This window comes from Paenibacillus glucanolyticus NBRC 15330, from assembly GCF_004000885.1.
GTDB classification, from domain to species: domain Bacteria; phylum Bacillota; class Bacilli; order Paenibacillales; family Paenibacillaceae; genus Paenibacillus_AQ; species Paenibacillus_AQ glucanolyticus.
Genome location: NZ_BIMC01000004.1, coordinates 69,311 through 92,325 on the forward strand (window position 1 = coordinate 69,311; position 23,015 = coordinate 92,325).

Below are 23,015 nucleotides of genomic sequence, written 5' to 3' on the forward strand. Positions count from 1 at the left end.
ATGGTTCCATCGAATTCGCATCAAACCCCGGAGGGTCACGGTTCTTTCAAATCGTATACCATCGGCTTCTTCTGCTCAATCATTCTGACCCTGATTCCCATCACCGTTGTGATGAATGATTGGCTGGAAGGAACCTGGAACTCGGTCGTGCTGATGACTGCCGCGGTGCTGCAGCTTATGGTTCAGCTCTTATTCTTCATGCATTTGCGTGAGGAGAACAAGCCGCGCTACAATCTGATATCGCTGGTGCTGGGTCTGGTTATCCTGCTGGTTATCGTAGCGGGGTCCATGTGGATCATGCTGTATAACATGGTAGCTGTATGAAGAATGCCACCTTACTGGGGGATTGGATGCAGCTTATAAAGCCGCGCATTATTCAGCTTAATCTGGTTGCTGCATTTGGAGGCTACTGGCTAGCCTCCAAATGGGTGGTGGACTTTGGCCTGTTGTGCTGGATGCTGCTTGGAACAACACTTACGATGGCATCTTCTTGCATCTTTAATAACGTTTGGGATTACAAGCTGGATCGCAAAATGGCCCGAACCTGCAATAGGCCACTAGCGACGGGACGAATAAAGTTAACCCATGCTGTTTGGTGTGCTGTGGCTCTTGGTATCTCAGGAGAAGTCATTTTGTTCCTGAACGTGAACAAGGTTGCCGGGTGGCTTGGATTGCTGGGGATGTTCTTTTACATTGTCATCTATACGATGTGGCTGAAACGAAATTCAACCTGGAGCACCGCTGTAGGCGGGGTATCGGGAGCGGTTCCGCCGGTTATCGGATACTGTGCCGGCACGGGAACCGTGGATACCGGAGCTGTTCTGTTATTCTGCTTGCTGTTCCTGTGGCAGCCCGCGCATTTCTGGTCGCTGGCCATCCGGCGGGTGGAGGAGTACAGAGCGGCAGGGTTTCCATTGCTGCCTGTCCGTAAGGGAGTTAGGCGTACCAAAGTGCAGATGATTCCCTATGTAACGCTGCTGCTCCCAACCGTCATTTTGCTGTACGTTTACGGCTTCTCCGGTCCCGTATTTCTGACGGTGTCTGTGATTGGTGGTGTGATATGGCTCTTGCATACGCTGCATGGAATAACCGTTTCGGAGGATGAACGCTGGGCTAAAACCAATTTCATGATTTCCGTAAATTATTTGATGATCGTGTTCATTGTTATGATTCTGGATACGCCTGCGCTTTAATGATAGGCATGCATAATGGGGTGAAATGATGAAGAAATCGGGGTTGATTGTTCTTATATTGTGCGTGCTGCTATTAGTATCGTGTTCTTCGGCTCCTGCGTCCGATGCAGAGGTTGAAGAATTGATCCGGGTCGATCTGATTCTGCCGACGGGTCCGGTAAAGACCTCGGAGACCGTCCCTTTTGAAGCGCGAGTGACACAAGGCGAGTCGCTTGTTGAAGATGCCCAAGAGGTGGAATTCGAGTTCCGACTGGCCGATCAGGATGAGTTCCAACGGATAGAAGCTAAACATGAAGAAGACGGAAGGTACCGAATAGAGAAGGCTTTTGAGGTCGAAGGGACCTATGAAGTGACTGCGCATGTGACCGCAAGAGGCATGCATGTGATGCCAAAAAAAGAGATTGCTGTAGGAGATCATGTGGAGAAGTGAACTGAGGTAGCAGTGATCGGGTAAGAAGGGGTGGCGGATACAATGACCCGAAAATACAGGTTGATGCTTATTATGCTGGCGATGCTGGTGTTGTCTGCTTGCAGTGAAAGAACCGAGGACGACTCTGCGCTTCGCGCCAGTATTGTTACACCGGAGGAAGAAAAGGCGGTTGCCCTCTACAAGAGTCAGTGCCTCTCATGCCATGCTATCGATTTAGGCGGAAGGGTAGGTCCTAGTCTTAAAGATGTCGGAACGAGGCTCTCGGAGGATGAAATACGCGACATTGTAACGGATGGCTATAGAGGCATGCCTTCCTACAGGAAGATTCTAGAGGAGAGCGAGATCCAATCCATAGCGGCGTGGCTTGCGAACATGAACGAGGAGCAGGAGGGGGATACATGAAAAAGATCATGCTCATAGGCGTGCTCATGCTGGTGACGCTGGTGGCAGCCGCATGCGGCAATTCCAAGCCGAGTCAGCTGAGCATTCCGGTCCAGCCATTTGAATACATCAATCAGGATGAAGAGGAGGTCTCTTTAGCTGATCTGAAAGGGAAGGTGTGGATCGCGGACTTTGTATTCACACGCTGCATTACGGTGTGTCCAACCATGACTGCCAATATGGCAGAGCTGCAGCAGCGGTTGAGTGATGCGGGGCTCGAAGCCACGCTGGTATCCTTTTCGGTAGACCCGGAACGGGATGAACCTGCGGCACTCAAGAGTTACCTGGGCAAATTTGATGCTAACTTCACGAACTGGCATGCGCTCACGGGATATACGTTTGACGATATTAAATCGTTTGTGCTGCAATCCTTTAAAGCACCTATTGCCATGGATACAGCAGCAGATCAGGTCATTCATGGCACGTCCTTCTACCTGATAGACCAATCGGGCACGGTTGTCGCGAAATATGATGGCAACATGGACCCGCCTTATGACAAAATCCTGAAGGACGTTAAATCGCTGCTGAAGTAGGGGCGGTCTAAGCGAGGTGGAATGAAATGAACCGATTAGCTCATTCATCATGGATCCGATGGCTGATTCTTGCGCTTGTAACGGCAGCCGGAATATACGCTCTCGTACATGCCCTGCTGGGGGATCAGGAAACCGCTGAGATTGGCCAAACGGCTCCCGACTTTGAGGCGGTGAATCTTCAGGACGAGCCCGTCAGGCTCTCCGATTACAGAGGGCAGCCCGTGCTGTTAAATTTCTGGGCGTCTTGGTGCGGTCCCTGCGTTAATGAAATGCCGATCCTGAACGAAGCGTACGCGCAGGAATCCGGCACTCAGATTATCGCTGTCAATATAGGAGAAAGCCGAGAGAAAGCGGAGGCATTCGCTTCGAAGCATCATTTGGAGATGCCGATTGTGCTGGATCAGCACAATACAATCAAAGGCCAATACGGCATCAGCGGTCTTCCGGTAACCGTCTTGATTGATGACCAGGGTAAAATGGTTGATCGAGTCACCGGCGAGCTGCCGAGTCTTGCGTTCGTCAAGGAATTGATGAGCAGGATTCAATAGGAACAAGTGTGTTAGGACACGAGAACAAGGTTAGCTTCTGGTAAGCTAACCTTGTTCTTTATTCCAGGGAGGAGAAGATCCGTTAACGTCTGCCCTATTGAATCGTGGCGTGCAGAGCTTGAGCAAACCTCGAGATGCCGGACGGGATATCCTCAGCCCTGGCACGGGCATAAGTGAATCTAACGTAACCGGATGCTGAACCGTATACGCTTCCCGGCGCAAAAATAACGCCCTTTTGAATGGAAGCTTCCAGCAGCTTGCTATCATTCACTTCCGGCATGATTTTGCACCAGAGATGCAAACCGCCCTCAGGCACATGGAACTGAACGAGACCGTTCAGCTCTTTCCGAAGGGACTCCATCAGTAAGTCACGCTTGTACAGTAAGCTAGCTCTCAGCTTGTCCAGATGAGGCGCAAAATAGGAGGAGCTGAGAAACTGTCCAGCGAGGCTTTGGGGAACCACGCTCAGCCCGAAATCCATCTGCTGTCTGGCGTCCGCGAGCCGTTCAACGACAGAATTCGGGGCGACCATCCAGCCTACGCGGAGGCCGGACGCTGCGATTTTTGATAGAGATCCAATGTACAGCACCGACCCGATTGAATCCACGGACTTCAGCGGTGCAGGGGGCGAACACTGGTAGGCCGTCAAACTGAAGGGGTCATCCTCCACGATAGGAAGCCCAAGCTCACTTGCAACATCAAGCAGTTGGGCTCTTCTCTCTTCAGCCAAGACGGTGCCTGTCGGATTCTGAAAATTCGGATTAATAAAAATCATCTTGATCCGGTGTTTCTTGTACAGGGAGCGTATGTCCTCTGGCTGTACCCCTCGTTCATCAACAGGCAGTCTGAACAATCGAAGACCGGCAGATTGAAACATAGGCAGTGAATAGCAATATGACGGGTCTTCAATAGCCACTGCGTCACCAGGCGAAAGCAAGCACTGCGTAATGAGGTACAGCGATTGCTGGGAGCCTGACGTGATTAATATGGACGATTCGGTGGTATGAATCCCCCGATATTGTTTGAGATAGGTTACCAATGCCTGTCGTAGTGGACCATATCCTTGCGGATTGTCATAACCCAGGTAGGGAGTATCCGGTTTCTGACTCAATATCGTATTCATTTCTTCGTTCGGCGCCAAATCGCCGGCAAGCTCTCCGCTCGCAAAATCAATCAGGGAGGGATCATAAGCCAATGCTTCCCGAATGCGACGGAGAAAAGGCAGGTTAGGCAGGAAGTTTCCTCCCTCCGCGTAACGGTGCCAGTTCGGCGTATGCTTGGGTGTAGCTCCCCACTTGGAGCTGCTGACCCGAGTTCCGCTCCCGGAACGGCTCTCTATGATACCAAGCGCCCGAAGCTCCGAGTAAGCCAGAACCACGGTGCTTCGATTAACTCCCAATTGCTCGGCGAGTTTGCGTTCGGATGGAAGTAAACTCCCTGGCGGAAACTCACCGTAAGATATTCTTTGCTCCAGATCATCAGCAATTTGCTGATATAGAGGTTGTGTGCTGTTACGATCCGGCTTCCACACTTTCCTCATCCTCTCATGACATATTCAGGTTGTTCCTGTCTGTAATCTTGATCATATCACTATGCACAAATAAAGGGTTTTCATAATTTTATCATTATGATGACAAATCTCTATCAATCTGTTGAACATGGATGGTGCCTTCAGACCGTGAATTGGATGGGGTAAGCATGATAAACATTTGTGCCGATGATCATTCGTATTATCGTCCAGAGAACGAGCGAATATAGCCCGTAAGGGTCATTCTTCGGGGACAGCATGTGCACTATGATGATACAGAGCAGCATAAATATGAGATGAATAAGGAGAATGAACCCATTGACGACTTATAAATTCCAGCCAGATTTCCGACTCGGGGCTGCATGGATCATTTCGATTGCAGCAACTCTGGGAAGCCTTTATTTTAGCGAAATCAAAGGATATATCCCATGTGACTTGTGTTGGTTTCAGAGGATTTTTATGTACCCGCTAACCATTCTCTTGGGCATTGCGTATTACAAGAAAGATTTGGGAATCATGAAGTATGTTCTTCCTCTCTCTTGTATCGGAGGAGCCATCTCGGTATACCACATCGCGTATCAGCGCTTCTATTCGTTGTTTAGCAATCATGGTTTAGCAGCTTGCGGCCCCACTCCCTGCAACGTAAATTACTTTACCTGGCTGGGTTTTATTACAATTCCTGTTATGGCTCTAACCGCGTTTCTGTTAATCACCGTCCTGCTGTGGAGTTTATCCAGAGCCGCCAAGGCGGCGGGAGCCGGTACCGAAGACTAAGCGCAATCAGACCTGCTTCTTGACAAAGCATAAGAACAGGATTAAAGTATGGTTTAACTAATCGTAATCGTTACGATTAATAAAATGTGAGATGAGGAGGTGCTGAATATGAGAGTGACGGTAACTTTGGCATGCACGGAAACCGGTGACCGCAACTATACAACGACAAAAAATAAACGAAATCACCCGGAGCGGATGGAGTTGCGCAAATATAGTCCGCGCTTGAAGCGAGTAACACTTCATCGGGAAACACGCTAGTTCATACGAACCACCAGGAGCCGGACCCATGGTCCGGCTTATTTGACTTCATACGAAATGGGACTACACTGAGATTAGCAGGTTCCTGCAAAATTGAAGAGAGGAGGGATGATATGCATCAGGAACGACATGATGCTGGCGGCGAGCTGCTGCTGAGCACACATACCGACGAGCAGTGGCGTCGGAGAAGGCGGGAGTTAAACGATTGGATTAACAGACCCAAGGTGCGCAAGCTGCCCAAGCGTACGCGGCTATTCGGCAAAACGCCGGTTGACGAGCAGCTGCATCCGATATTGATCCGGCTGCAGCGTGCAGGACTGGTCACCGAGTTCTCCTGCGCTGGTGTGAGTCCCCTCGATGAACCTGTGGACCATTCGCTGTATGCCTATCTTACGTATTTTTCCGACCGCGGTCCTGCGGAGTCGTTCACGAACCTTCTTATGAGGAACATGAAACATCGAGCGCTCATAACCTATGAGCCTTCCCGTAGCCGCTACGATGTGTCTTCGTTTTTCATCGGACATAACCGTTCCTTCTGCATTCTTTTACTGCATAGCGCGGAGCAGTTCATTCAGGAATCCCGCTTGTGAAGATACTGAAATAACATTAGATGAGGTAAGGAGTCGTGATGGAATGATACGTAGCCGAATATCTTGGGATTCGGGTCAATGGACAACCGTGCCGATATCAGTCACCGAGACGAAGGAAGGACAATATTTGAAGGTAGAGTCCAGAGAAGGCAGTGATTATTGGGAGAAAACCTTATACGGGTTTCAACGCGACAGCGGACATTCTCTGCTCACACGGTGGGAAAAGGATACGGCCATGGAAGTAACGTTTCAGCTGCAATCGTTTACGGAGCTTTATGATCAGGCAGGAATCATGCTGATGAACGCTCCGAGGCAATGGATCAAAGCAGGGATCGAGATTAATGATGGAATCCCGCAGCTTGCTGTTGTTGTCACTCAAGGATACTCGGATTGGTCGCTCGCACCTGTACCGGAGTGGGTTGGCGAGAATGTCACGATCCGCGCTTCGAGAATGAATGATGCGGTCATCATTAGGGCGAGAACTGAGACGCATCCTTGGCGAACTCTTCGAGTGGCGCCTTTTCCGATCAATACAGCAAGTCAGGCAGGGCCTTTTATTTGTTCGCCGACCCGTTCCGGGCTGCACGTAACCTTCACACGCTGGGTAATGACCGATCCTGACAGTGACATTCATGTTGATCCGTCTACTGAAGATTAGGATCGTTTCTGTGGAATCAGTCAGATTAATATAGGGTCTGCTCTAAATCAACCACTCCAAATCGTAAGGATGCGATAATTATGAAGAAAATCATGAACAAACCGGAAACCCTCGTCAGAGAGATGTGCAGCGGCTTCGTCATGGCTCATCCAGAGTTGGAATTTCATCATAAGCATACCTTTATCCAAAAGAAAAACATGAACCAGGACAAAGTAACCTTGATCAGTGGCGGGGGGAGCGGGCATGAGCCTGCGCATGCGGGTTTTATCGGCAAGGGCATGCTGGACGTCGCGGTTTGCGGCGATGTGTTTGCATCTCCATCCCAAATTCAGGTGTATCAGGCAATCCGGGCATCGGCCAGTCGGAAGGGCACCCTGTTGATTATTAAGAACTACAGCGGAGATATGATGAATTTCAAGAATGCCGCCTATCTGGCGAATGAAGATGGCATTCAAGTCGACTATGTGAAGGTTGACGATGACATCGCGGTTGAAGACAGCCTGTACACCGTAGGAAAAAGAGGGGTCGCGGGCACGGTTTTGGTACATAAAATAGCGGGTGCGGCCGCAGAGGTCGGCATGTCGCTGGAGCAGGTTAAAGAAGCGGCTCAGCATGCCATCGATAATGTCAAAAGCATTGGCTGTGCGTTCACGTCCTGCACGGTGCCTGCCAAGGGGACGCCGACTTTCTCCATTGGCGAGCAGGAAATGGAGTATGGCGTAGGCATTCACGGCGAGCCTGGAATCCGCCGTGAGCAGATGATTCCGGCTGACGAGCTGGCACGGAGAATGGTAGCGGAGCTGCTGGAAAGTCTGCAAGTAAACGGTGATAGCCCGCAGGAAGTTGCCGTATTGGTCAACGGCTTCGGGGGCACCCCGCTGCAGGAGCTGTATCTCTTGAACCGTTCTGTCATGCGGGAATTAAATCAGCGGAACGTTACGGTGCTTAAAGTCTTTGTCGGCAATTACATGACAAGCATCGATATGGTAGGCGCTTCGGTCTCCATCATGAAATTGACGGACCAGCTGAAATATTTGCTGGGCGAGCCGTGTGACACGCCTGCACTCGTAACACGAGGACCGCTAGAGCCTGTCGTATTTCACGATGTTCTAGAGGAATCCTGGCATAAGAAGCAGCCGGAATCCTACAACATGGTGACACATGAAGAGTATGCTGCCGTTTCGGACGATCAATTGTCACTGAACAACATCATCTACTTGATAGACAAAATGAGTGAGGTCATTATTGCGAACGAAGTCCCGTTCTGTGAACTGGATGCGCACGCCGGTGACGGTGATTTTGGCATGAGTGTTGCCAAGGGATTCAAGCAACTCAAAGCCGAATGGGAGGAGCTTATATCCGAGGCCGCTGATATCGGAAGTTTCTTGAACGCCTGTTCACTGATTATCATGGAGCATTGCGGCGGCGCATCCGGTCCGATCTGGGGCTCTGCCTTTCGGGCGGCGGGCAAATATGCGTTGCATAAGAAGGAGCTGTCCATAGCTGAAATCGCCGAGATGATGGAAGCCGTGGTTCAAGGAATACAGGACACGGGTGAAAGATCCTTTGGAAGAGGGGCAGTTGTGGGGGATAAGACGCTGATGGACGCACTCATTCCGTATGCTGAGGCTTGGAGAGTTAGCGCGCATGACGGGGAGAATCTGTTGGCTGCCGGCGTTCAAGCGGCACGGGCAGCCGTGGAGGGTGGAAAAAGCACGGAGGCCCTCGTAGCTCGCATGGGAAGAGCCGGAACCGTCGGCGAGCGGAGCATCGGCTACCCGGACGCCGGGGCACATGCGCTCGGGGTTATATTTACGGAGCTTTCCCAATCGCTCACAAGAGCAAAATAGAATAATCAAACCAAGGAGCCTCGCTTTCATTTGTGAAAGGCGAGGCTTCTTTGCTGCTCGTTGTTCTTGTATCAATTGCTACAGCCCGGGTGCAATGTGCAGTGATAATATTGAGGATAGATGGACTTACATACGATTAATAACACAAACAAAAGGGGATTGGACCAGATGCCGAGTAAAGAAAGCATAGCTATCAAACAGAAACTGACGGCCGAGGGATTTCATCATAAATGGGAGGATGCCAAGGCAATTCGGCAGTATATCGCTACCATGCCTCCTTATCCCGCCCTTACCGGCGAGCAGGAAGGATTTGAAATGCGATCTTTCCAGAGCGAAAGCGGTTTGAGTATGAACTATTATATATCGCATGGTGCTAGGGATAAGGGAACGGTCCTATATTTGCACGGCGGCGCCTATATCGAAGAAATTCTCCCGCCTCATTTTGCTTTTGTTAAACAGTGGACGAAATTAACCGGATTATCGATATATATGCCCAACTATCCGACCGTGCCAAGCATAGAAGCAGGGGATCTGACTGAGCTGATGCGCGAATATTATAAGTTTGTCTGCTCTAAGGCCCAGAGTCCGGTACTTCTGATGGGGGATTCGGCTGGCGGCGCATTAGCACTGAACGTGGCCCAAGGATTCAAAGGGACGCCACTTACGCCCAAGCGATTAATTCTGATTGCACCTTGGGTGGACGTCGCCATGGACAATCCGCAGATAGCCAATCTCGGCATACCGCAGCGGGATGTCTTCCTGCAGCCGGCTGGTCTTGGAGCAGTCGGAAGGATGTATGCAGGGAATCTGCCCATGGACGATCCTGCGGTCAGCCCATTGTTCGGCGATATGAAGAACCTGCCAAGCACGGTGATCCTGATCGGGACCGATGATTCCCTGCTGCCGGATGCCCGGCTGCTGCGTGATCGATTGGATGTTGAGGGTGTCGATACGGAGTACTGGGAGTATGAATATATGATGCATGTCTGGCCTCTTTTTCCGATGCCTGAAGCTGAAGAGGCGCTGGACAGGCTGCAGCGGTTAATCATACGTGATTTAGAATACGATGAAATGGATGGTAAGCTAAAGGACCAATTGGATGGTCAGAACTGACGCGCAATTGGATGGTGTGCATTAACCGTTTGTTCATTATAATGAGGCTGAACGAACAAGTTATGATGAATGATGTTGATCCTGGTGCCTCGGGTCAATAGCAGATTCTGTATAATGAATAATCGAATGGGGTTGTTTGGGGTTGGTTATGTACATGATTGTCATTGCGCTGGCATTAATTGGAGGAGTATCAACACTTCTTGTAGGGTTATCACAAGAGAATAAGAAGGCTAATCCGAATTATGAACGGAAAACCAAGACCAATCTCACGAAGCTGCTCATCATCTATCTGGCATCCTTAATTGCATTCATTGTTATATGGATGATTTTTAAATAACATACAGCAACTGCTCCCCGTTACAGTGAACGGGGGGCAGTTTTTTTATGATAAAGGACTTGGACGGGGCTTCATTCCCTCCACGCTGGACAGCTACATCTAACGTTCAAACCAAGTACACACGATGTACCGGCTGCTTTTATTTTTTGCATCCTTTTTTCATGGATAGGGTCTGCAGCTATTATCTTTATGATTATCATTGGAACGCAGGTCCATTTGATGTAATCTGAAGACATCAGCTCCACAGCGGTTGATAGCATGGCCAACATTCTGATGTTTGTTATGTTCGCTGCTGGGTTTATTTTATCAATCGATGAGAAGAAAACCATTGCGTTTCTAATTCAGGAGGAGGTCTAGGAATCATATGGCATTGAACGTAGGAATCATCGGCACCGGCTGGTTTAGCAAGATGCATGCCCGTATTTTATCCGACATGGACGGAGTGAGTGTTGCTGCCTTTGTCGGAACAAGCCAGGATAAGGCAGACCAAGCGATAGAAGGATACAGCTCTGCCAAAGCGTATGCGAACGTTGAGCAGATGCTGGATAATAGCAAGCCGGATGCTGTTTATATCTGTGTTCCACCCTTTGCGCATGGGGAGATAGAGTCCCTGCTTGTGGATCGGCATATTCCGTTTATGGTCGAGAAGCCGCTTGGCACGAATCTGGAAATCCCGAAGAAGATTGCGCAAGGGGTGAAGAAGTCAGGGCTAATGACGTCAGTCGGTTATCATTTCCGTTATACGGACGCTGCCATCAAAGCGGCTGAGCTGCTGGAAAGCCGAAAGATCGGCATGGCTCTTGGCTACTGGATGGGTGATATGCCGCAGGTGTATTGGTGGAGACAACAGGAAGGCTCTGGAGGACAATTCATAGAACAAACCACGCATATGGTTGACCTGCTGCGCTGCCTGCTGGGGGAAGTGGATGAAGTGTATGCGGCCTTTGCCCATAGAGCGATGAAGGATATGCATGATAATGTAAGCGTTCACGATGTGGGAACCGCTACACTGAAGTTAAAGAGCGGGGCAGTGGCAGCCATCTCCAATACCTGTATTTTGCCAGAATCGGAGAAGGTAGGCTTGGTTATCTATACGGAACAGGGGAGTCTTGACATCAGAGCAGACAGGCTGATCGTTAATGAACAAGGCAGGAGAACGGAATACCGGAATGCGGCCAACCCATATCAACGGGAGAACGAAGCATTTATTCATGCGGTACGCACAGGCGAAACTTCAGGAATCCTATCCTCTTATGAGGATGCCGTCCGCACAATGGAGATTACATATGCAGCTTTGCAGTCTGCTGAAACGGGATTGCCGGTCAAAATAGGAAATCATTAAACAAACGGCACATATCACATCTAACCATGTGCTTCGGAATTCTATCGAGGGTGAGGGGCAACGAGAAGTACGGTGGCCTTTCGTGTGTGTATGGGTTCAGTTCTGTTATAATAAGTGGACGCATGAAGGAAGGGAAAGATGTAATATGGCATTTACAGCACAGCAGGTGGCCGAATGGATGGTCGAGGAAATCAGATTCACAGGCAATTTGTATCAGACCGAGGCCATACGGTATGTAAGCGAGCACTTCGGTGAGGAGTTCGTTTTTGTTAACGAGAACGGAAATGCCTCGCTGTCCAAGGAAGTGAAGAAGGCATTCCGCAAACTGCATGGCGGCCGCATTGCCTGGGATCGTGACGGGTTTATGTGGGCTTGGACGTAGAAACTTCCAGGGGGGTTCGGTGTCAACACGTAAAAACAGTCTGCGACTGTTATTCTGAGAAGTCTGATCATTCAGGCTTCTGTTGGTTTTGATCAAAGGGATAACGGGGTACACAGGGTGCAACGGATCGAGACCACTGACGAGTCAGGATTCGGAAAAATGAACAGGGGTCCGGTACACGTTGATTCTCCCTATATATAATCAGAACAGCTGCCTTGAATTCAAGGCAGCTGTTTTTCATACATGATTATTTTATCCGATGAATCGTAAATTGCCCGGTTGAAGCATGCAGAGCCTCCTTGGTCTGTTGTGGGTCGATCCCGTGATGCCGCTCTACCGCATATCGGAACTCATAGAAGCCGCCGAGCGTGGCTTTGAAGTTGGTTTCCCAGTAGTTGGTCAATATCCACGCATACGTGTAAGGCCGGCTGTCCGCCGATTGCATGGTATGGAGCTGGCGCGGCGTATGCTCTAGCGTTCCCAACTGCACAAGCGGCGTGTCTGTCATCGATACAGCGAGCGCTTCCCGGTCTTGGGCCGAGTACCAGAATATGCCCTCTTGGGCACTGGTGTAATCGATGCAGCTTCCCGGAATTTGATCCTTCCATGGACGGATGTGGCAGCCGGCTTTTTCAACATAAAGCTCCGCTTCGGGACCCATGGAGAATGGAAGTGCCACATATACGTTTTCGGGGAGCCAGACACTGTCCTTGTGGAAGCGGACGGACACCTCGGCACGAGGCTGGTTCGCAAACAGCTTGATGTGGAGGGCATAGTAGCTGAGCCCCTTCACTTCGAAGACCAGCTCGATCAGAGCGAACAGCGGGCCATTGTCGAGCACGTTGACGCGAGTCAGGCGCCCGGCATCGCGCTGCACATGGGTACCCTTCCGGTTGCGGCCCATACGGGCACGGGTAGCGCATATCTGGGATGGGCTGTGCTCATCCTGTGCAGGCGTAACCTCGTAAACCGGCGTGAACGGCCCATGCCGGCGTGTATCATCCAGCAGATCGGTTGAACGTGTCTTGTCGATCCAAGCCGTAATGCCCGCGTTGATCTCCCATTCGATGCGGAACGAATCCGATTCGATGAAGCTCTCACCCACTATGACCGGATAAGGGACCAGGGGCTCCAACCGAATGTCGGCGATTCCTTCACAAGCAATTGGCTCGGTGTTGCGCGCAGTCACCATGTTCCCGGAAGGGGAGCCGACCTCTGCCATTTCGAGCGGGTGGATCGACAGCGTGCGGGATTCACCCGGCGTTAGCGTCAGCTCGGCTGCGAGGGCGCCTGTGTGCGTCAGCTGATACGGGAGCGACTGTCCGTTCGATTCATCGATAAGCTCGAACTTCCTCTTCAAGATGACGTTCTCCCAGCCATCGAGCGGAATAGCGACCTGCAGTGTGGCTGTGGCGGGCTCTGTATTGATCACCTCATACCGCAGAGGGCGATGGGGGGCCAGAAGCGCACCCTGACGGGCAACCAGCGCTTTATCCAATGCCCGGTATGCCAGCTTGCTTGCTTCAGCTGCATAGGCTTGCTTCCGAACCTCCAGCATTTGAACCTGCGGATGCCATGGCTCATACACGGAGGAATGATAACCCCACGTATGCTCCGCGTACATAGTTAGTGCTTGTGCAGCATCATCGATCTCGGCGGGGCTTACCGTTTCGGAAGCCGGATCCAGCCGCTTCACTTTGCGAAGCGTGCGCTGGGCATCCCGGTAAATCTGGGTGTGCATCGCCGTGGAGGCAACACCGTCCGTCCACCAATCCGGCCAGTCGCCCCGGTGCACCGGCAGCTCGGATAAGTCCTCCTGCTTCAGAGCCGCAAAAAATTCGGAGAGGGTAGCCAACTTAATCGTAATGCGGTCACCGTTCTGCTCATTCCAACTGGTCATCCATTCCGCAATGTCCGCATTCGGAGATGCATTATCCGTCCCAAGACCGGACACCATGATCGGAACAAAGGAATAGGGATAGGATTCCTGTTCAAGATTCCATAAATATCGGTTAATCCGTAATAATGCGATGTTGTTGTGGCGATGTTCAGGCTCCATCAGGTTATGCTGGAATTCGTCTTTGATGATGTATTTGCCGAGTGCATCCGGACAGAATCCGAGCTCGTTGCCAAACATGTAATGTTCGCCGTTCCACACAAGCAGCTTGCCGCCCTCCGGACTTTCCCACCAGAATGGGGTCTGCTTGCGACCCAGCGGATACATGCCGTGATGCGTGTGGATGCAGGAGAACAGGTGCTCAATGTTATTCTGCAGCAGGCTGTCGGCATATCCCCATCCGTAGCCGTTAATATCAGCTGTCATGGCGCTGTCGATTCGGTGTCCGAAGGATTTCGCGTACTGCTGAGCCTTCCCGTGGTTGCGCTTCAGGAGGTCAAAGTCCGGGAGCTCGGTCATGTTCAGATAAGTTCCCGACAGCTCAATATCCCCTCGGATGACAGCTTGCTGAAAAGCTTCTTTCTCTTCGGGAGAGGCCGCTTCCAGAAATTTCTCCACGGCCCAGAAGGTTTCGCAGGTCCAGCGGAATGAGCTCCAATCCGGACGCTCCCCGCGATGTGCGGCTTCTGCGATGCCGACCGCCTGGCGAATAAAGTCAACGTGGTACTGCTCGATCCTCTCCTGGCGCTCGGTGTAACCGATATCCGTGTGGGAATGATGGATGGCATAAATGGTCCAGGGACGAGCGGGTCTGTGATCACCTTGGTTTGATAAGTTCATGTAACAGTAACCTCCTATTTATGAAGTGGGACGTATGTGTGGCTATCCATCTACAAAAATTCCCTCTATGCCGTTAAACACAGCGCTGATTCCATCCTCGAGAGTGAGAATGGGGATGGCATATTGGCCTAAAGCCAGCTGTATATCCCTTTCCCATAAGGGAAAACTGCCTGAGATTTGCCCCCCGAGTACCAGGCGGTGGGGTTTAAAGTCAGCTATATAAGGCAGCAGCATCTCTCCCAGCCTGCAACCGTATTCGCGGAACAGGTCTTCAGCTTGCTTGTGACCGCGTGCAGCCGCTTCTGCAAGATCGGCTACATCCATTCCGTCCACGAGCAGTCCCCGCTCGCTAGCCAAATTCAGAATGCCCCTTCTCCCAAAATAACGGTCCACCGTATGATTCCGGTAGGGTTCGGCAAACAGCATTCCGCTGTCAGGAATCCTGTTCCTGCCAGCGATGATCTGCCCATTCTCTATAAAGGCTGACCCAAGGCCTGTGCCGAGCGTAAGGCATATTAACCGCTCGGACGGAAACCGGATACTGGCGCCAAGCCCGAACATGAAGGCATCATTGCCGAACCGGATATTGGCTGCGGTTAAACGATTGGTCATGATGCCCGGGAATAAGCTCTTCTGCTTCTGGAATTCCGTTCGGAGCAGGTCGCGCACCGACAATCTGTAGAGCGATTCATATTTGCCGACACCCTGAAGGAGGGCGATGCCTTCTGCATAATTGAAAGGTCCGGGAAAAGCAAAACCGATTCGGATCGAATCGTGATAATCCAATGGTCTGCAGGTGGAGGCAAATACGTTTAGCAGCTCCCGGCAGGCATTGGCAAAGCTGGCGATCGTATCGCTTGCCGAGCCCTGAGACTTCGACGGCCAGGTAAGGAACGAACCGGGAAGAAACGCCCCGTTCACGGTGAGTGCCCCTTTCAGGAATGTGCCGCCGGCATCAAGCGTGATGGTGATTCGGGCAGGAAACGGCTCGCTTGGGTGATCTGCTCCATCATCGCAGGGCATGGAAATTCTCCTCTCCGGAAGTCCAAGAAGGCGGAAGCAGGGGATGGCTCCACTCCGGATTGACTCGGGCGGCGATCAGCGTGCAGGGAGAGCCGGAGAGGTTCTCCAGACGATACTCGCCCACACATGCCGGGACGATGTAGGACTCCCCGTAGCCCCACTCAACGGCAGCATCCTCGTCTGCTGCCGGGATAAGGCGGACGCGTTCACCCTCCACGAGGTTGTACATGATAAATTCCCCGTGTGTGTCTGCGTTCCACGTATCGTGCAGGGACAGCCTGCTGACCTGAAAGAGAAGATCCTCCCGTTGGCCGAGCAGTTCCAGCGTGCTCTGACCTTGCCTGCTGATGAGCGTTGGCCGGGCAATAAGCCCGTGTTCTACGGCTGAAGTATTCATGGCATCGTTGATGTTGCGGCGTGCATGATCAGGGTTCATCGGACGAGGCCTGCCGTCCCCATCGAGCCGCAAATAATCGTATATTTTGAAAGTGAACCACCAGGTGGTTGAGGAAATTTCGAGCACCAGATTATCTTTGCCGGAGCAGTGCACCGTTCCCGGCGGAATGAGATAGAGATCCCCCGTCTGCGATTCATATTCGTTAACGTAGGAGGAGAGTTCAAGCGGTTGTTCGTGAAGGTGGGCATTCTCCACCGCTTCAAGCAGCTGTCCGCCGGTTATTCCTTCCTTCAGTCCCAGATACACCTTGGCTCCAGGGGAATTGCGCATGATGTAATAGGACTCCTGCTGTGTCATATGCTCATTGAACTGCGATTCGGCATACTCTTGCAGCGGATGCACCTGAAGTGATAATTGCCCGCCTTGCATCGTATCCAGATAGTCAAACCGGATCGGAAAGTAATCGCCGAATAACTCGACATTCCGCTGTCCCAATATGTCATGGGGCGATGCCTCCATCAACAGGGTGAAGGGAATTTCCAGGGTGACGTCCTGAACCCGCAGCAGCAGTGTATTCTCAGGAGCGATGGGTTCAAAGCTCCAGGCGCAGTTTGGCCATTCTTCGGGAAGGCCGCATAATTCCTTCAAGTATTGACCGCCCCAAATCCCGGGGGCAAAAAACGGCTTGACCCGAAACGGCTGCCGACCGGTTTTGTGCAGTACTTCCTTCAAGGCTGCTACAGGCAGCCACACCGGCTCATCCGGGTGATTCAAGTCCATGTAGAACGCCATCTTATCCTCATGCTGGGCATAATAAGCTAACCAGTCGCGGCGGTAAGTTTCCCAAACAGGCCATTCGAGAAATAAACAGTTCTTGTACGTCTCAACCTTGTCGTGACTCATGCCCAAGCCGAAGCTGCCCATATGCTGGGCGTGTCGCCGCTGCTGGTTCTCGCGGGAATAGTCGGCATAGAAGCGGAGATCAGGATCTCTGTCCGCCAGCATGGAGGCGCCGGGTCCGTATACAACGTAAATGCCTTTTTTCGTTTCAAATTCGAGCGCGCTTTTTTTTAAGGATTCTCTTGCATTATGCTGAAAATATTGACTGGGTCTGACATCAGCTGCCTTATAGCCGAACGCCCGGTTATCGGTCAAATAAGGCGCCATCTCAGCTCGGAGCTCGGCCTCGGATTTTACATAATAGGACGTGGAATCACTCAGGAAGGGGATCCCCTCTTGGTCACAGATTTGCTGAAGCTTGACCAGCAATCGATCGAAATGAGCACCGTGTGTTCCATCGAGAGTTACAAAGATTCCGGGTTTTCCTGGTATCTCTTGCTGCGACTTCATGTTATAGGCGGATAGGATAAGAGAACACCAAGCGTCTGTCCCATACTTCATAAACAGGGGTTGCTTGCGAAAGTCCAAATGGTTGATTGGATGTGATTGAAAGGCAGTTGCAGATGTCATGGATGGATGTATCCTCCCTTCGGATTGTCTGGTTACGACTTCATTGTAGAAGGCAAGGGAGGATACGTCTTTATAAAAAGAGGAAGTGTTTTTGTACGATCAGGACATCGGTGGAGAAATGCTAGAGCTCGGAGTCATAGCGACCCTCAGAAAACTGCGAGCGCCGGAACCGGGCGGGGGTCACGCCAAGCTTGGACGTAAACACCCGTGTGAAGTAGTGTACGGACTCGAATCCGCAAAATACAGCAATCTCTTTAATCTGCCGATCTGTATGCAGGAGCAGATGTTTCGCCTTTTGCACGCGCTGCTCCTGCACATAATGGACAAAGGATTGATGACCGTATTTGCGGAACAGCCGTGTCAAATGACGGGTTGTGATGTGGAGATGGCCCGCCACCCGCTCAAGCGACAGCGGCTCGTTGAGATTATCCTTGATGAACAGCTCGGCTTGATGAAACATCGAGATTCCTTCATCATGAGCCTCAGTTCCGGAAGGCTCTTGATAGAAGCCGGGGCCGTGGGCTGCAGCAATGGATAAAATCAGTGACGTGGCTATGCTGTTCAGCACATGCGGGGAATAGGTTTTATCCACGGAATGAAACTGTGATAACAGCGACAGCCACAGGAGCCCGGGCGCTTGCAGCTGCCCTTCCTGAAGCACGGGAATGCCCTGTTTGGCTAACAGCCGGAATGCGGCCGCATAGAGCTCGTTATGTGCAGTTTCATCCAGCTCGAAAGCAACATAGCATAAGGACAAGCCCTCCTTGCTTCGGATCCGGTGCTGGACGCCTGGGCGGGAGAGAAACATGGTGCCTGGTTGAAGGGGGAACTCTGTAGCGTCTTCTATATACGAGCCGCTACCTGTTAATACATAACAAGCTTCAAAAAAAGAATGTTTATGCTCCGTATTGTCGTAATGACGCGGCATGAATCCCCAATAGTGAATATGAACGGTTAGATCCTGCTGTTCAATACGGTTCAGGGTACGGTTCAGGATGGAATTGGCCCGTTTATAAAACGATACAAATAAATGGTTGTCAATCAGCATGGGAGAGTCTTCTCCTTCTCAAAAACGGCTCTGTATCTGCCGGTCATGTAAGTTACAGGATAATACGATGTCTCTCTATTTTATATCATAATGATAAGTTATAAAGAAAAAATGGGTATAGTGATGTTGTGCATAGACAGCTACACAAGTTCTTCATAAGTAGATGCTATGCTATAAATATTCAATTCTAGAGAGGAGTTTATACCATGTCAGCTAAGAAACGATGGAAGCCGATCATCCTGGGAGTGTTAGCATCTCTCATCTTCATATTGGGGGCCTGCGGAAACACGGACGGTGCAAACCCCGAGAGCACACCAAGCAAGGAAACCTCCGGGAGCATGGACGGGATGGATCACGGCAGCATGAACCATTCCGGCTCAGGCGAGGTTCCGGAAGGATTGAAGGCGGCAGAGAATCCAACTTATCCGGTTGGTACCCAAGCGCTCATTGAAACTGACCATATGCCCGGGATGAAAGGGGCTAAAGCAACAATTGTTGGAGCGTATGATACTACGGTGTACACGATATCGTATACACCAACGAATGGCGGTCCCGAAGTGAAGAATCATAAATGGGTGATTCAAGAAGAGCTGAAGGATGCCGGTAAGGAACCGCTGCAGCCAGGTACGGAGGTTGTAGTTAACGCGGACCATATGGAAGGGATGGAGGGCGCAACTGCGGTCATCGATTCCGCGGAACAAACGACGGTGTATATGGTGGACTTCACATCAACCACGGGTGAAGAAGTCAAGAACCATAAATGGGTGACGGAAAGCGAACTGTCTTCGGTTCAATAAAAAAGTATAAAAAAACAATTGGTTTCCAATAATCGGAAACCAATTGTTTTTTTATGAGTTATCAGCTTTCTCTAATCTGGCGCAGCGCTTCCGTCAATTCCGCATAGCGAAACTGAAAGCCGTGACGCAGAGCTTTGGCCGGGACGATTCGCTGGCCCTTCAACAGAATGAGGGACATTTCTCCGAGGATTGCTTGCAGCATAAAGGCAGGCAAGGGGAGCCAATGTGGACGATGATAGACCTTGGCCACACATCTGCCAAATTCATCGTTCCTGACCGCATGCGGCGAAGCGGCATTGACGGCTCCGGATATTTCCTTGTGCCGGACACAGTAGTCAATCAAATCTGCGATATCGTTGATATGTATCCAAGATAACCATTGCTTGCCGCTGCCTATCTTACCGCCGACGCCCGCTTTGTAAGGCAGCAGCATCTTGGGGAGCGCCCCGCCTGGATTGCCCAGCACGACACTGATCCGCAGCTTGATTAACCGGTCAACAGGGATGCGGTCTGCTGCCTGTTCCCACTCCGATACAACCTCGGACGGGAAATCCATAATGGTGGCAGGACTCTCCTCATCAAACGTTTTGTGCTCGGAAGTACCATAAATCGCCATCGCTGAAGCTTGAACAATGACCGCTGGTTTATGCTCCAACTTGTGCATCAATTCAGCTACAGAGGATACGGTTTTTTGCCGGGACTGCAGAATTCTCTGTTTGCCCTCCCGTGTCCAGCGCTGGCTCAGAGAGGAGCCGGCAAGATTGATGAGCGCGTCCAAATGCTCAAATCGCTCGGGATTGGACTTCATCTCATCCCAGGTCAGATAGGATAAGTGCCCGTTATGTTCGGTTTGTGCGTGAGATTTCGGAACCGATCTCGTTACAATGACAATGTCATGCCCGTCTTGGAGCCAACGCTTGCATAATGCTTGGCCTATAAATCCGGTGCCTCCGCAAACAGCGATTCTCATGAAAAAACCTCCTTGAGCGATATGTTGTCGGTGTATGATTAAAATACGATAAGCGTGATTCACGGAAATGAAGGGGAAAGGCTTAACGACCCTTTACGAATGACGCTTGGGGTTACGAATTGGAAGTCCATATTATACAATCAATTATACAGGAAATGCGGTAGGACTCCGCCATAAGATTTGCAGGAGCCTCGTGCTCCGTAGCAAGAAGTAAGGAGTGAAGGATGAGTTTATTTGAGAAGCTTCAAACGTTGATCATTATGGGTGCGGTCGGGATCGGGCTGCTGTTGGGGCAGCTTCCGGCCGCTTCGGGTTATGCGGAATATGTGATTGTTCCCTTTTTGCTGCTGATGTTATATGGATTGTTCTTGACGATACCGCTGCGGCAATTAACGCAGGCCTTCAAGAACATCCGATTTCTAGGGTCGAGCACCATCATTAATTTTATTTGGACGCCGCTGCTGGCTTGGGTGCTGGGTGCTGTCTTTTTATCGGATCATCCTGCCCTCTGGATAGGCTTCATCATGCTGATGGTGACTCCTTGCACCGACTGGTATTTGGTGTTCACTTCAATTGCAAAAGGCAATGTGCCCTTGTCCGTATCGGTTCTGCCCATCAATCTGATCCTTCAGGTGCTGCTGCTGCCGCTCTATCTGCTGCTGTTCGCCGGCACGATTGAAACGATGCGGATGACAACAATCATGGAGAGTGTGCTGCTGGTGCTCGTGGTGCCGTTCACCCTCGCACATCTCACCCGGTTTTTGCTGAGGGAAAAGAAGGAGGTGCTGGACCAGAAGCTGGTGCCGTTCTTTGCCAAAGCACAGATTATGTTTCTGTCTTTGGCCATTGTGGCGATGTTTGCATCTCAGGGCTCGTATTTACTGAAGAACCTGGAAATGATCTATATTCTTATCGTTCCGATCCTGATCTACTTCACGGTCAATTACGTCCTGGGCAGTCTGGTAGGCAGAATGCTGCGTTTCTCCTATGAGGATTCGGTCAGTTTACATTTAACGATCATTGCCCGAAATTCTCCGGTAGCCCTGGCTATCGCGGTGACAGCTTTTCCGGACCAGCCCCTGATTGCGCTTGCCCTGGTCATCGGACCGCTGATCGAGCTTCCCGTGCTTGCCGTGGTATCTCAGCTGCTCCTCTTCACAAGAAGAATGAAGCCGACGTCCGGCTGAATCAACGGATTCGTGCTGCTTGTTAGGCGCCTGCACGGAATGGATAACGGATACCCATAAGAAAAACAGTTTGTTGCGCCCGCGTTCTTCTTGGCCGGGTGAACAAACTGTTTTTTATTGGTGCATATGCGGCGGCCAGGTATCCGTTGTCACGTAAACGCCTGCCGTACGATCTCCACTGCCTGGTCCAGCTCCGGTTTCGATATGATGAGCGGCGGTGCAAAGCGAATGATCGATTCATGGGTTTCCTTGCAGAGCAGTCCGAGATCCTTCAGCTTCTCGCAGTAGGGTCTGGCCGGTACATGCAGCTCCATACCGATGAATAATCCTCTGCCGCGCACGTCTTTAACATCGGGATGCCGAATGGAACGAAGCTGCTGGAGAAAGTATTCGCCAAGCTCTAAGGATCTGGCTTCGAGCCCCTCTTCGGCAAAAACGTCCATTGAGGCGATCGCTACCGCGCAGCCGAGTGGATTCCCGCCAAAGGTAGAGCCGTGGGATCCCGGCTCGAATACACCAAGAATATCTGCCTCCGCCGCTACAGCAGAGACAGGGAAGACGCCGCCGCCAAGCGCTTTTCCAAGAATGTACATATCGGGCACCACGTTCTCCCAGTCACAAGCAAACCGTTTTCCCGTTCTGCCGAAGCCGGTTTGAATTTCATCGGCGAGCAGAAGGACGTGGTGCTGTTTGCACAGTTCCATAGCGCCGCTCAGATATCCGTCAGGCGGAATGACAATTCCGGATTCTCCCTGGATCGGCTCGACAAGAAAAGCGGCAGTATTCGGTGTAATTGCCTGCTCGAGCGCTTCCAAATCCCCATAGCGAATGATGTTGAAGCCAGGGGTGAACGGGCCAAAGTCCTCCCGGTATTCGCTGGATGAGGAGAACGAGGTGACGGTAAGGGTACGGCCGTGAAAATTACCCTCGCAGACAATAATTTCTGCTTGATCCGCCGGGATGCCTTTGTTCCGATAAGCGTATCGGCGAGCCGCCTTGAGCGCGGTTTCAACAGCTTCGGCTCCGGTATTCATGGGAAGAATCATGCCTTTGCCGGTGAATGCGGACAGCTTCTCGTAGAAGTCTCCCAACTGATCGTTATGAAAAGCGCGTGAGGTTAATGTCACCTTATCCGCCTGATCTTTCAGCGCCTGAATGATTCGGGGATGACGATGGCCTGCGTTCAGAGCGGAGTAGGCGCTTAACATGTCGATGTATCGCTTGCCGTCCGCATCCGTGATATGAATCCCTTCCGCTTCCGCGATGACGATGGGAAGGGGGAAGTAGTTTCTTGCACCGTATGTTTCGGCTTTCTCGATATGAAGCCTTGTAGGGTCCATGGCGTAACCTCCTTAGTAGTCTGAAGAAGCCGGAGAGGTTGGAGAAGTCTAAGAAGCCCTGATAGGTAG

At 51.2% G+C, this 23,015-nt stretch carries 24 protein-coding genes; 17 read left to right on the forward strand and 7 right to left on the reverse strand.

Annotated features, from left to right (window positions below; genetic code table 11):
• From cyoD to PGL02S_RS08340, 6 genes are all read left to right on the forward strand, one after another.
• Positions 1–324: a cytochrome o ubiquinol oxidase subunit IV gene (cyoD, locus tag PGL02S_RS08315; protein WP_006209247.1), complete on the forward strand. Its 324-nt coding sequence runs from the start codon at positions 1–3 to the stop codon at positions 322–324.
• A complete protein-coding gene (gene cyoE / locus PGL02S_RS08320; protein WP_036636609.1) occupies positions 321–1,193 on the forward strand; it encodes a heme o synthase in 873 nt (290 codons plus the stop codon). Before cyoD ends, cyoE begins: the two co-directional genes overlap by 4 nt.
• Positions 1,194–1,221: 28 nt before the next feature.
• The gene (locus PGL02S_RS08325; RefSeq protein ID WP_051449081.1) at positions 1,222–1,623 is read left to right on the forward strand and encodes a FixH family protein; all 402 of its coding nucleotides are present in this window, start codon (positions 1,222–1,224) and stop codon (positions 1,621–1,623) included.
• Between the two features lie 63 nt (positions 1,624–1,686).
• Positions 1,687–2,025, forward strand: coding sequence for a c-type cytochrome (locus PGL02S_RS08330; RefSeq protein WP_244892251.1), 339 nt, complete (start codon positions 1,687–1,689; stop codon positions 2,023–2,025).
• On the forward strand, positions 2,022–2,597 hold the full coding sequence (locus PGL02S_RS08335) for an SCO family protein (protein WP_036636616.1): 576 nt from the start codon (positions 2,022–2,024) through the stop codon (positions 2,595–2,597). The genes PGL02S_RS08330 and PGL02S_RS08335 overlap by 4 nt, the downstream gene beginning before the upstream one ends.
• A 26-nt stretch (positions 2,598–2,623) precedes the next feature.
• Positions 2,624–3,145: a redoxin domain-containing protein gene (locus tag PGL02S_RS08340; RefSeq protein WP_006209252.1), complete on the forward strand. Its 522-nt coding sequence runs from the start codon at positions 2,624–2,626 to the stop codon at positions 3,143–3,145.
• 94 nt (positions 3,146–3,239) lie between these two features.
• Here the strand turns inward: PGL02S_RS08340 and pdxR are convergent, their stop codons facing one another.
• Positions 3,240–4,676, reverse strand: coding sequence for a MocR-like pyridoxine biosynthesis transcription factor PdxR (pdxR, locus tag PGL02S_RS08345; protein ID WP_036636618.1), 1,437 nt, complete (start codon positions 4,674–4,676; stop codon positions 3,240–3,242).
• Between the two features lie 306 nt (positions 4,677–4,982).
• Between pdxR and PGL02S_RS08350 the strand changes: the two genes are divergently transcribed.
• The 9 genes from PGL02S_RS08350 (at position 4,983) to PGL02S_RS08390 (ending at position 11,977) form a co-directional block, all read left to right on the forward strand.
• Positions 4,983–5,447, forward strand: a complete 465-nt coding sequence (locus PGL02S_RS08350; protein ID WP_036636620.1) for a disulfide oxidoreductase — start codon at positions 4,983–4,985, stop codon at positions 5,445–5,447.
• 108 nt (positions 5,448–5,555) lie between these two features.
• Positions 5,556–5,705 (forward strand): 50S ribosomal protein L33, encoded by a 150-nt coding sequence (rpmG, locus tag PGL02S_RS08355; RefSeq protein ID WP_006209254.1) that lies wholly within the window; start codon positions 5,556–5,558, stop codon positions 5,703–5,705.
• Positions 5,706–5,818: 113 nt separating this feature from the next.
• Positions 5,819–6,295 carry a hypothetical protein gene (locus PGL02S_RS08360; RefSeq protein ID WP_036636622.1) on the forward strand — a complete coding sequence of 159 codons (477 nt, stop codon included), beginning with the start codon at positions 5,819–5,821 and terminating at the stop codon, positions 6,293–6,295.
• A gap of 43 nt (positions 6,296–6,338) precedes the next feature.
• Positions 6,339–6,953, forward strand: a complete 615-nt coding sequence (locus tag PGL02S_RS08365) for a DUF1349 domain-containing protein (RefSeq protein ID WP_036636624.1) — start codon at positions 6,339–6,341, stop codon at positions 6,951–6,953.
• 80 nt (positions 6,954–7,033) lie between these two features.
• Positions 7,034–8,803, forward strand: coding sequence for a dihydroxyacetone kinase subunit DhaK (gene dhaK / locus PGL02S_RS08370; protein ID WP_063455995.1), 1,770 nt, complete (start codon positions 7,034–7,036; stop codon positions 8,801–8,803).
• Positions 8,804–8,971: 168 nt separating this feature from the next.
• Complete coding sequence (locus tag PGL02S_RS08375) at positions 8,972–9,916, forward strand: alpha/beta hydrolase fold domain-containing protein (RefSeq protein ID WP_036636626.1); 945 nt, start codon at positions 8,972–8,974, stop codon at positions 9,914–9,916.
• Positions 9,917–10,064: 148 nt separating this feature from the next.
• Positions 10,065–10,253 carry a hypothetical protein gene (locus PGL02S_RS08380; RefSeq protein ID WP_036636628.1) on the forward strand — a complete coding sequence of 63 codons (189 nt, stop codon included), beginning with the start codon at positions 10,065–10,067 and terminating at the stop codon, positions 10,251–10,253.
• Positions 10,254–10,617: 364 nt separating this feature from the next.
• A complete protein-coding gene (locus PGL02S_RS08385) occupies positions 10,618–11,595 on the forward strand; it encodes a Gfo/Idh/MocA family protein (protein WP_036636630.1) in 978 nt (325 codons plus the stop codon).
• Between the two features lie 145 nt (positions 11,596–11,740).
• The gene (locus PGL02S_RS08390; RefSeq protein WP_006209264.1) at positions 11,741–11,977 is read left to right on the forward strand and encodes a DUF6953 family protein; all 237 of its coding nucleotides are present in this window, start codon (positions 11,741–11,743) and stop codon (positions 11,975–11,977) included.
• Positions 11,978–12,224: 247 nt separating this feature from the next.
• Here PGL02S_RS08390 and PGL02S_RS08395 read toward each other — a convergent pair whose 3' ends face one another.
• The 4 genes from PGL02S_RS08395 to PGL02S_RS08410 form a co-directional block, all read right to left on the reverse strand.
• On the reverse strand, positions 12,225–14,714 hold the full coding sequence (locus tag PGL02S_RS08395) for a glycoside hydrolase family 38 N-terminal domain-containing protein (RefSeq protein ID WP_036636632.1): 2,490 nt from the start codon (positions 14,712–14,714) through the stop codon (positions 12,225–12,227).
• Positions 14,715–14,756: 42 nt separating this feature from the next.
• Positions 14,757–15,737 (reverse strand): ROK family protein, encoded by a 981-nt coding sequence (locus tag PGL02S_RS08400; protein ID WP_036636635.1) that lies wholly within the window; start codon positions 15,735–15,737, stop codon positions 14,757–14,759.
• Positions 15,724–17,604 (reverse strand): class I mannose-6-phosphate isomerase, encoded by a 1,881-nt coding sequence (locus tag PGL02S_RS08405; protein ID WP_036636637.1) that lies wholly within the window; start codon positions 17,602–17,604, stop codon positions 15,724–15,726. The genes PGL02S_RS08400 and PGL02S_RS08405 overlap by 14 nt, the downstream gene beginning before the upstream one ends.
• Before the next feature lie 121 nt (positions 17,605–17,725).
• A complete protein-coding gene (locus PGL02S_RS08410) occupies positions 17,726–18,652 on the reverse strand; it encodes a helix-turn-helix domain-containing protein (protein ID WP_036636640.1) in 927 nt (308 codons plus the stop codon).
• A 206-nt stretch (positions 18,653–18,858) separates the two neighbouring features.
• Here PGL02S_RS08410 and PGL02S_RS08415 point away from each other — a divergent pair, with 206 nt between their 5' ends.
• Positions 18,859–19,449, forward strand: a complete 591-nt coding sequence (locus PGL02S_RS08415; RefSeq protein WP_036636642.1) for a YdhK family protein — start codon at positions 18,859–18,861, stop codon at positions 19,447–19,449.
• Between the two features lie 61 nt (positions 19,450–19,510).
• On the opposite strand, the gene PGL02S_RS08420 is transcribed toward PGL02S_RS08415, so the two are convergent.
• On the reverse strand, positions 19,511–20,419 hold the full coding sequence (locus tag PGL02S_RS08420; RefSeq protein ID WP_006209270.1) for a TIGR01777 family oxidoreductase: 909 nt from the start codon (positions 20,417–20,419) through the stop codon (positions 19,511–19,513).
• Positions 20,420–20,643: 224 nt separating this feature from the next.
• On the opposite strand from PGL02S_RS08420, the gene PGL02S_RS08425 reads away from it, so the two are divergent.
• Positions 20,644–21,606 (forward strand): arsenic resistance protein, encoded by a 963-nt coding sequence (locus tag PGL02S_RS08425; RefSeq protein WP_036636644.1) that lies wholly within the window; start codon positions 20,644–20,646, stop codon positions 21,604–21,606.
• A gap of 149 nt (positions 21,607–21,755) precedes the next feature.
• Here the strand turns inward: PGL02S_RS08425 and PGL02S_RS08430 are convergent, their stop codons facing one another.
• The gene (locus PGL02S_RS08430; RefSeq protein WP_036636646.1) at positions 21,756–22,946 is read right to left on the reverse strand and encodes an ornithine--oxo-acid transaminase; all 1,191 of its coding nucleotides are present in this window, start codon (positions 22,944–22,946) and stop codon (positions 21,756–21,758) included.
• Positions 22,947–23,015: the final 69 nt, after the last annotated feature.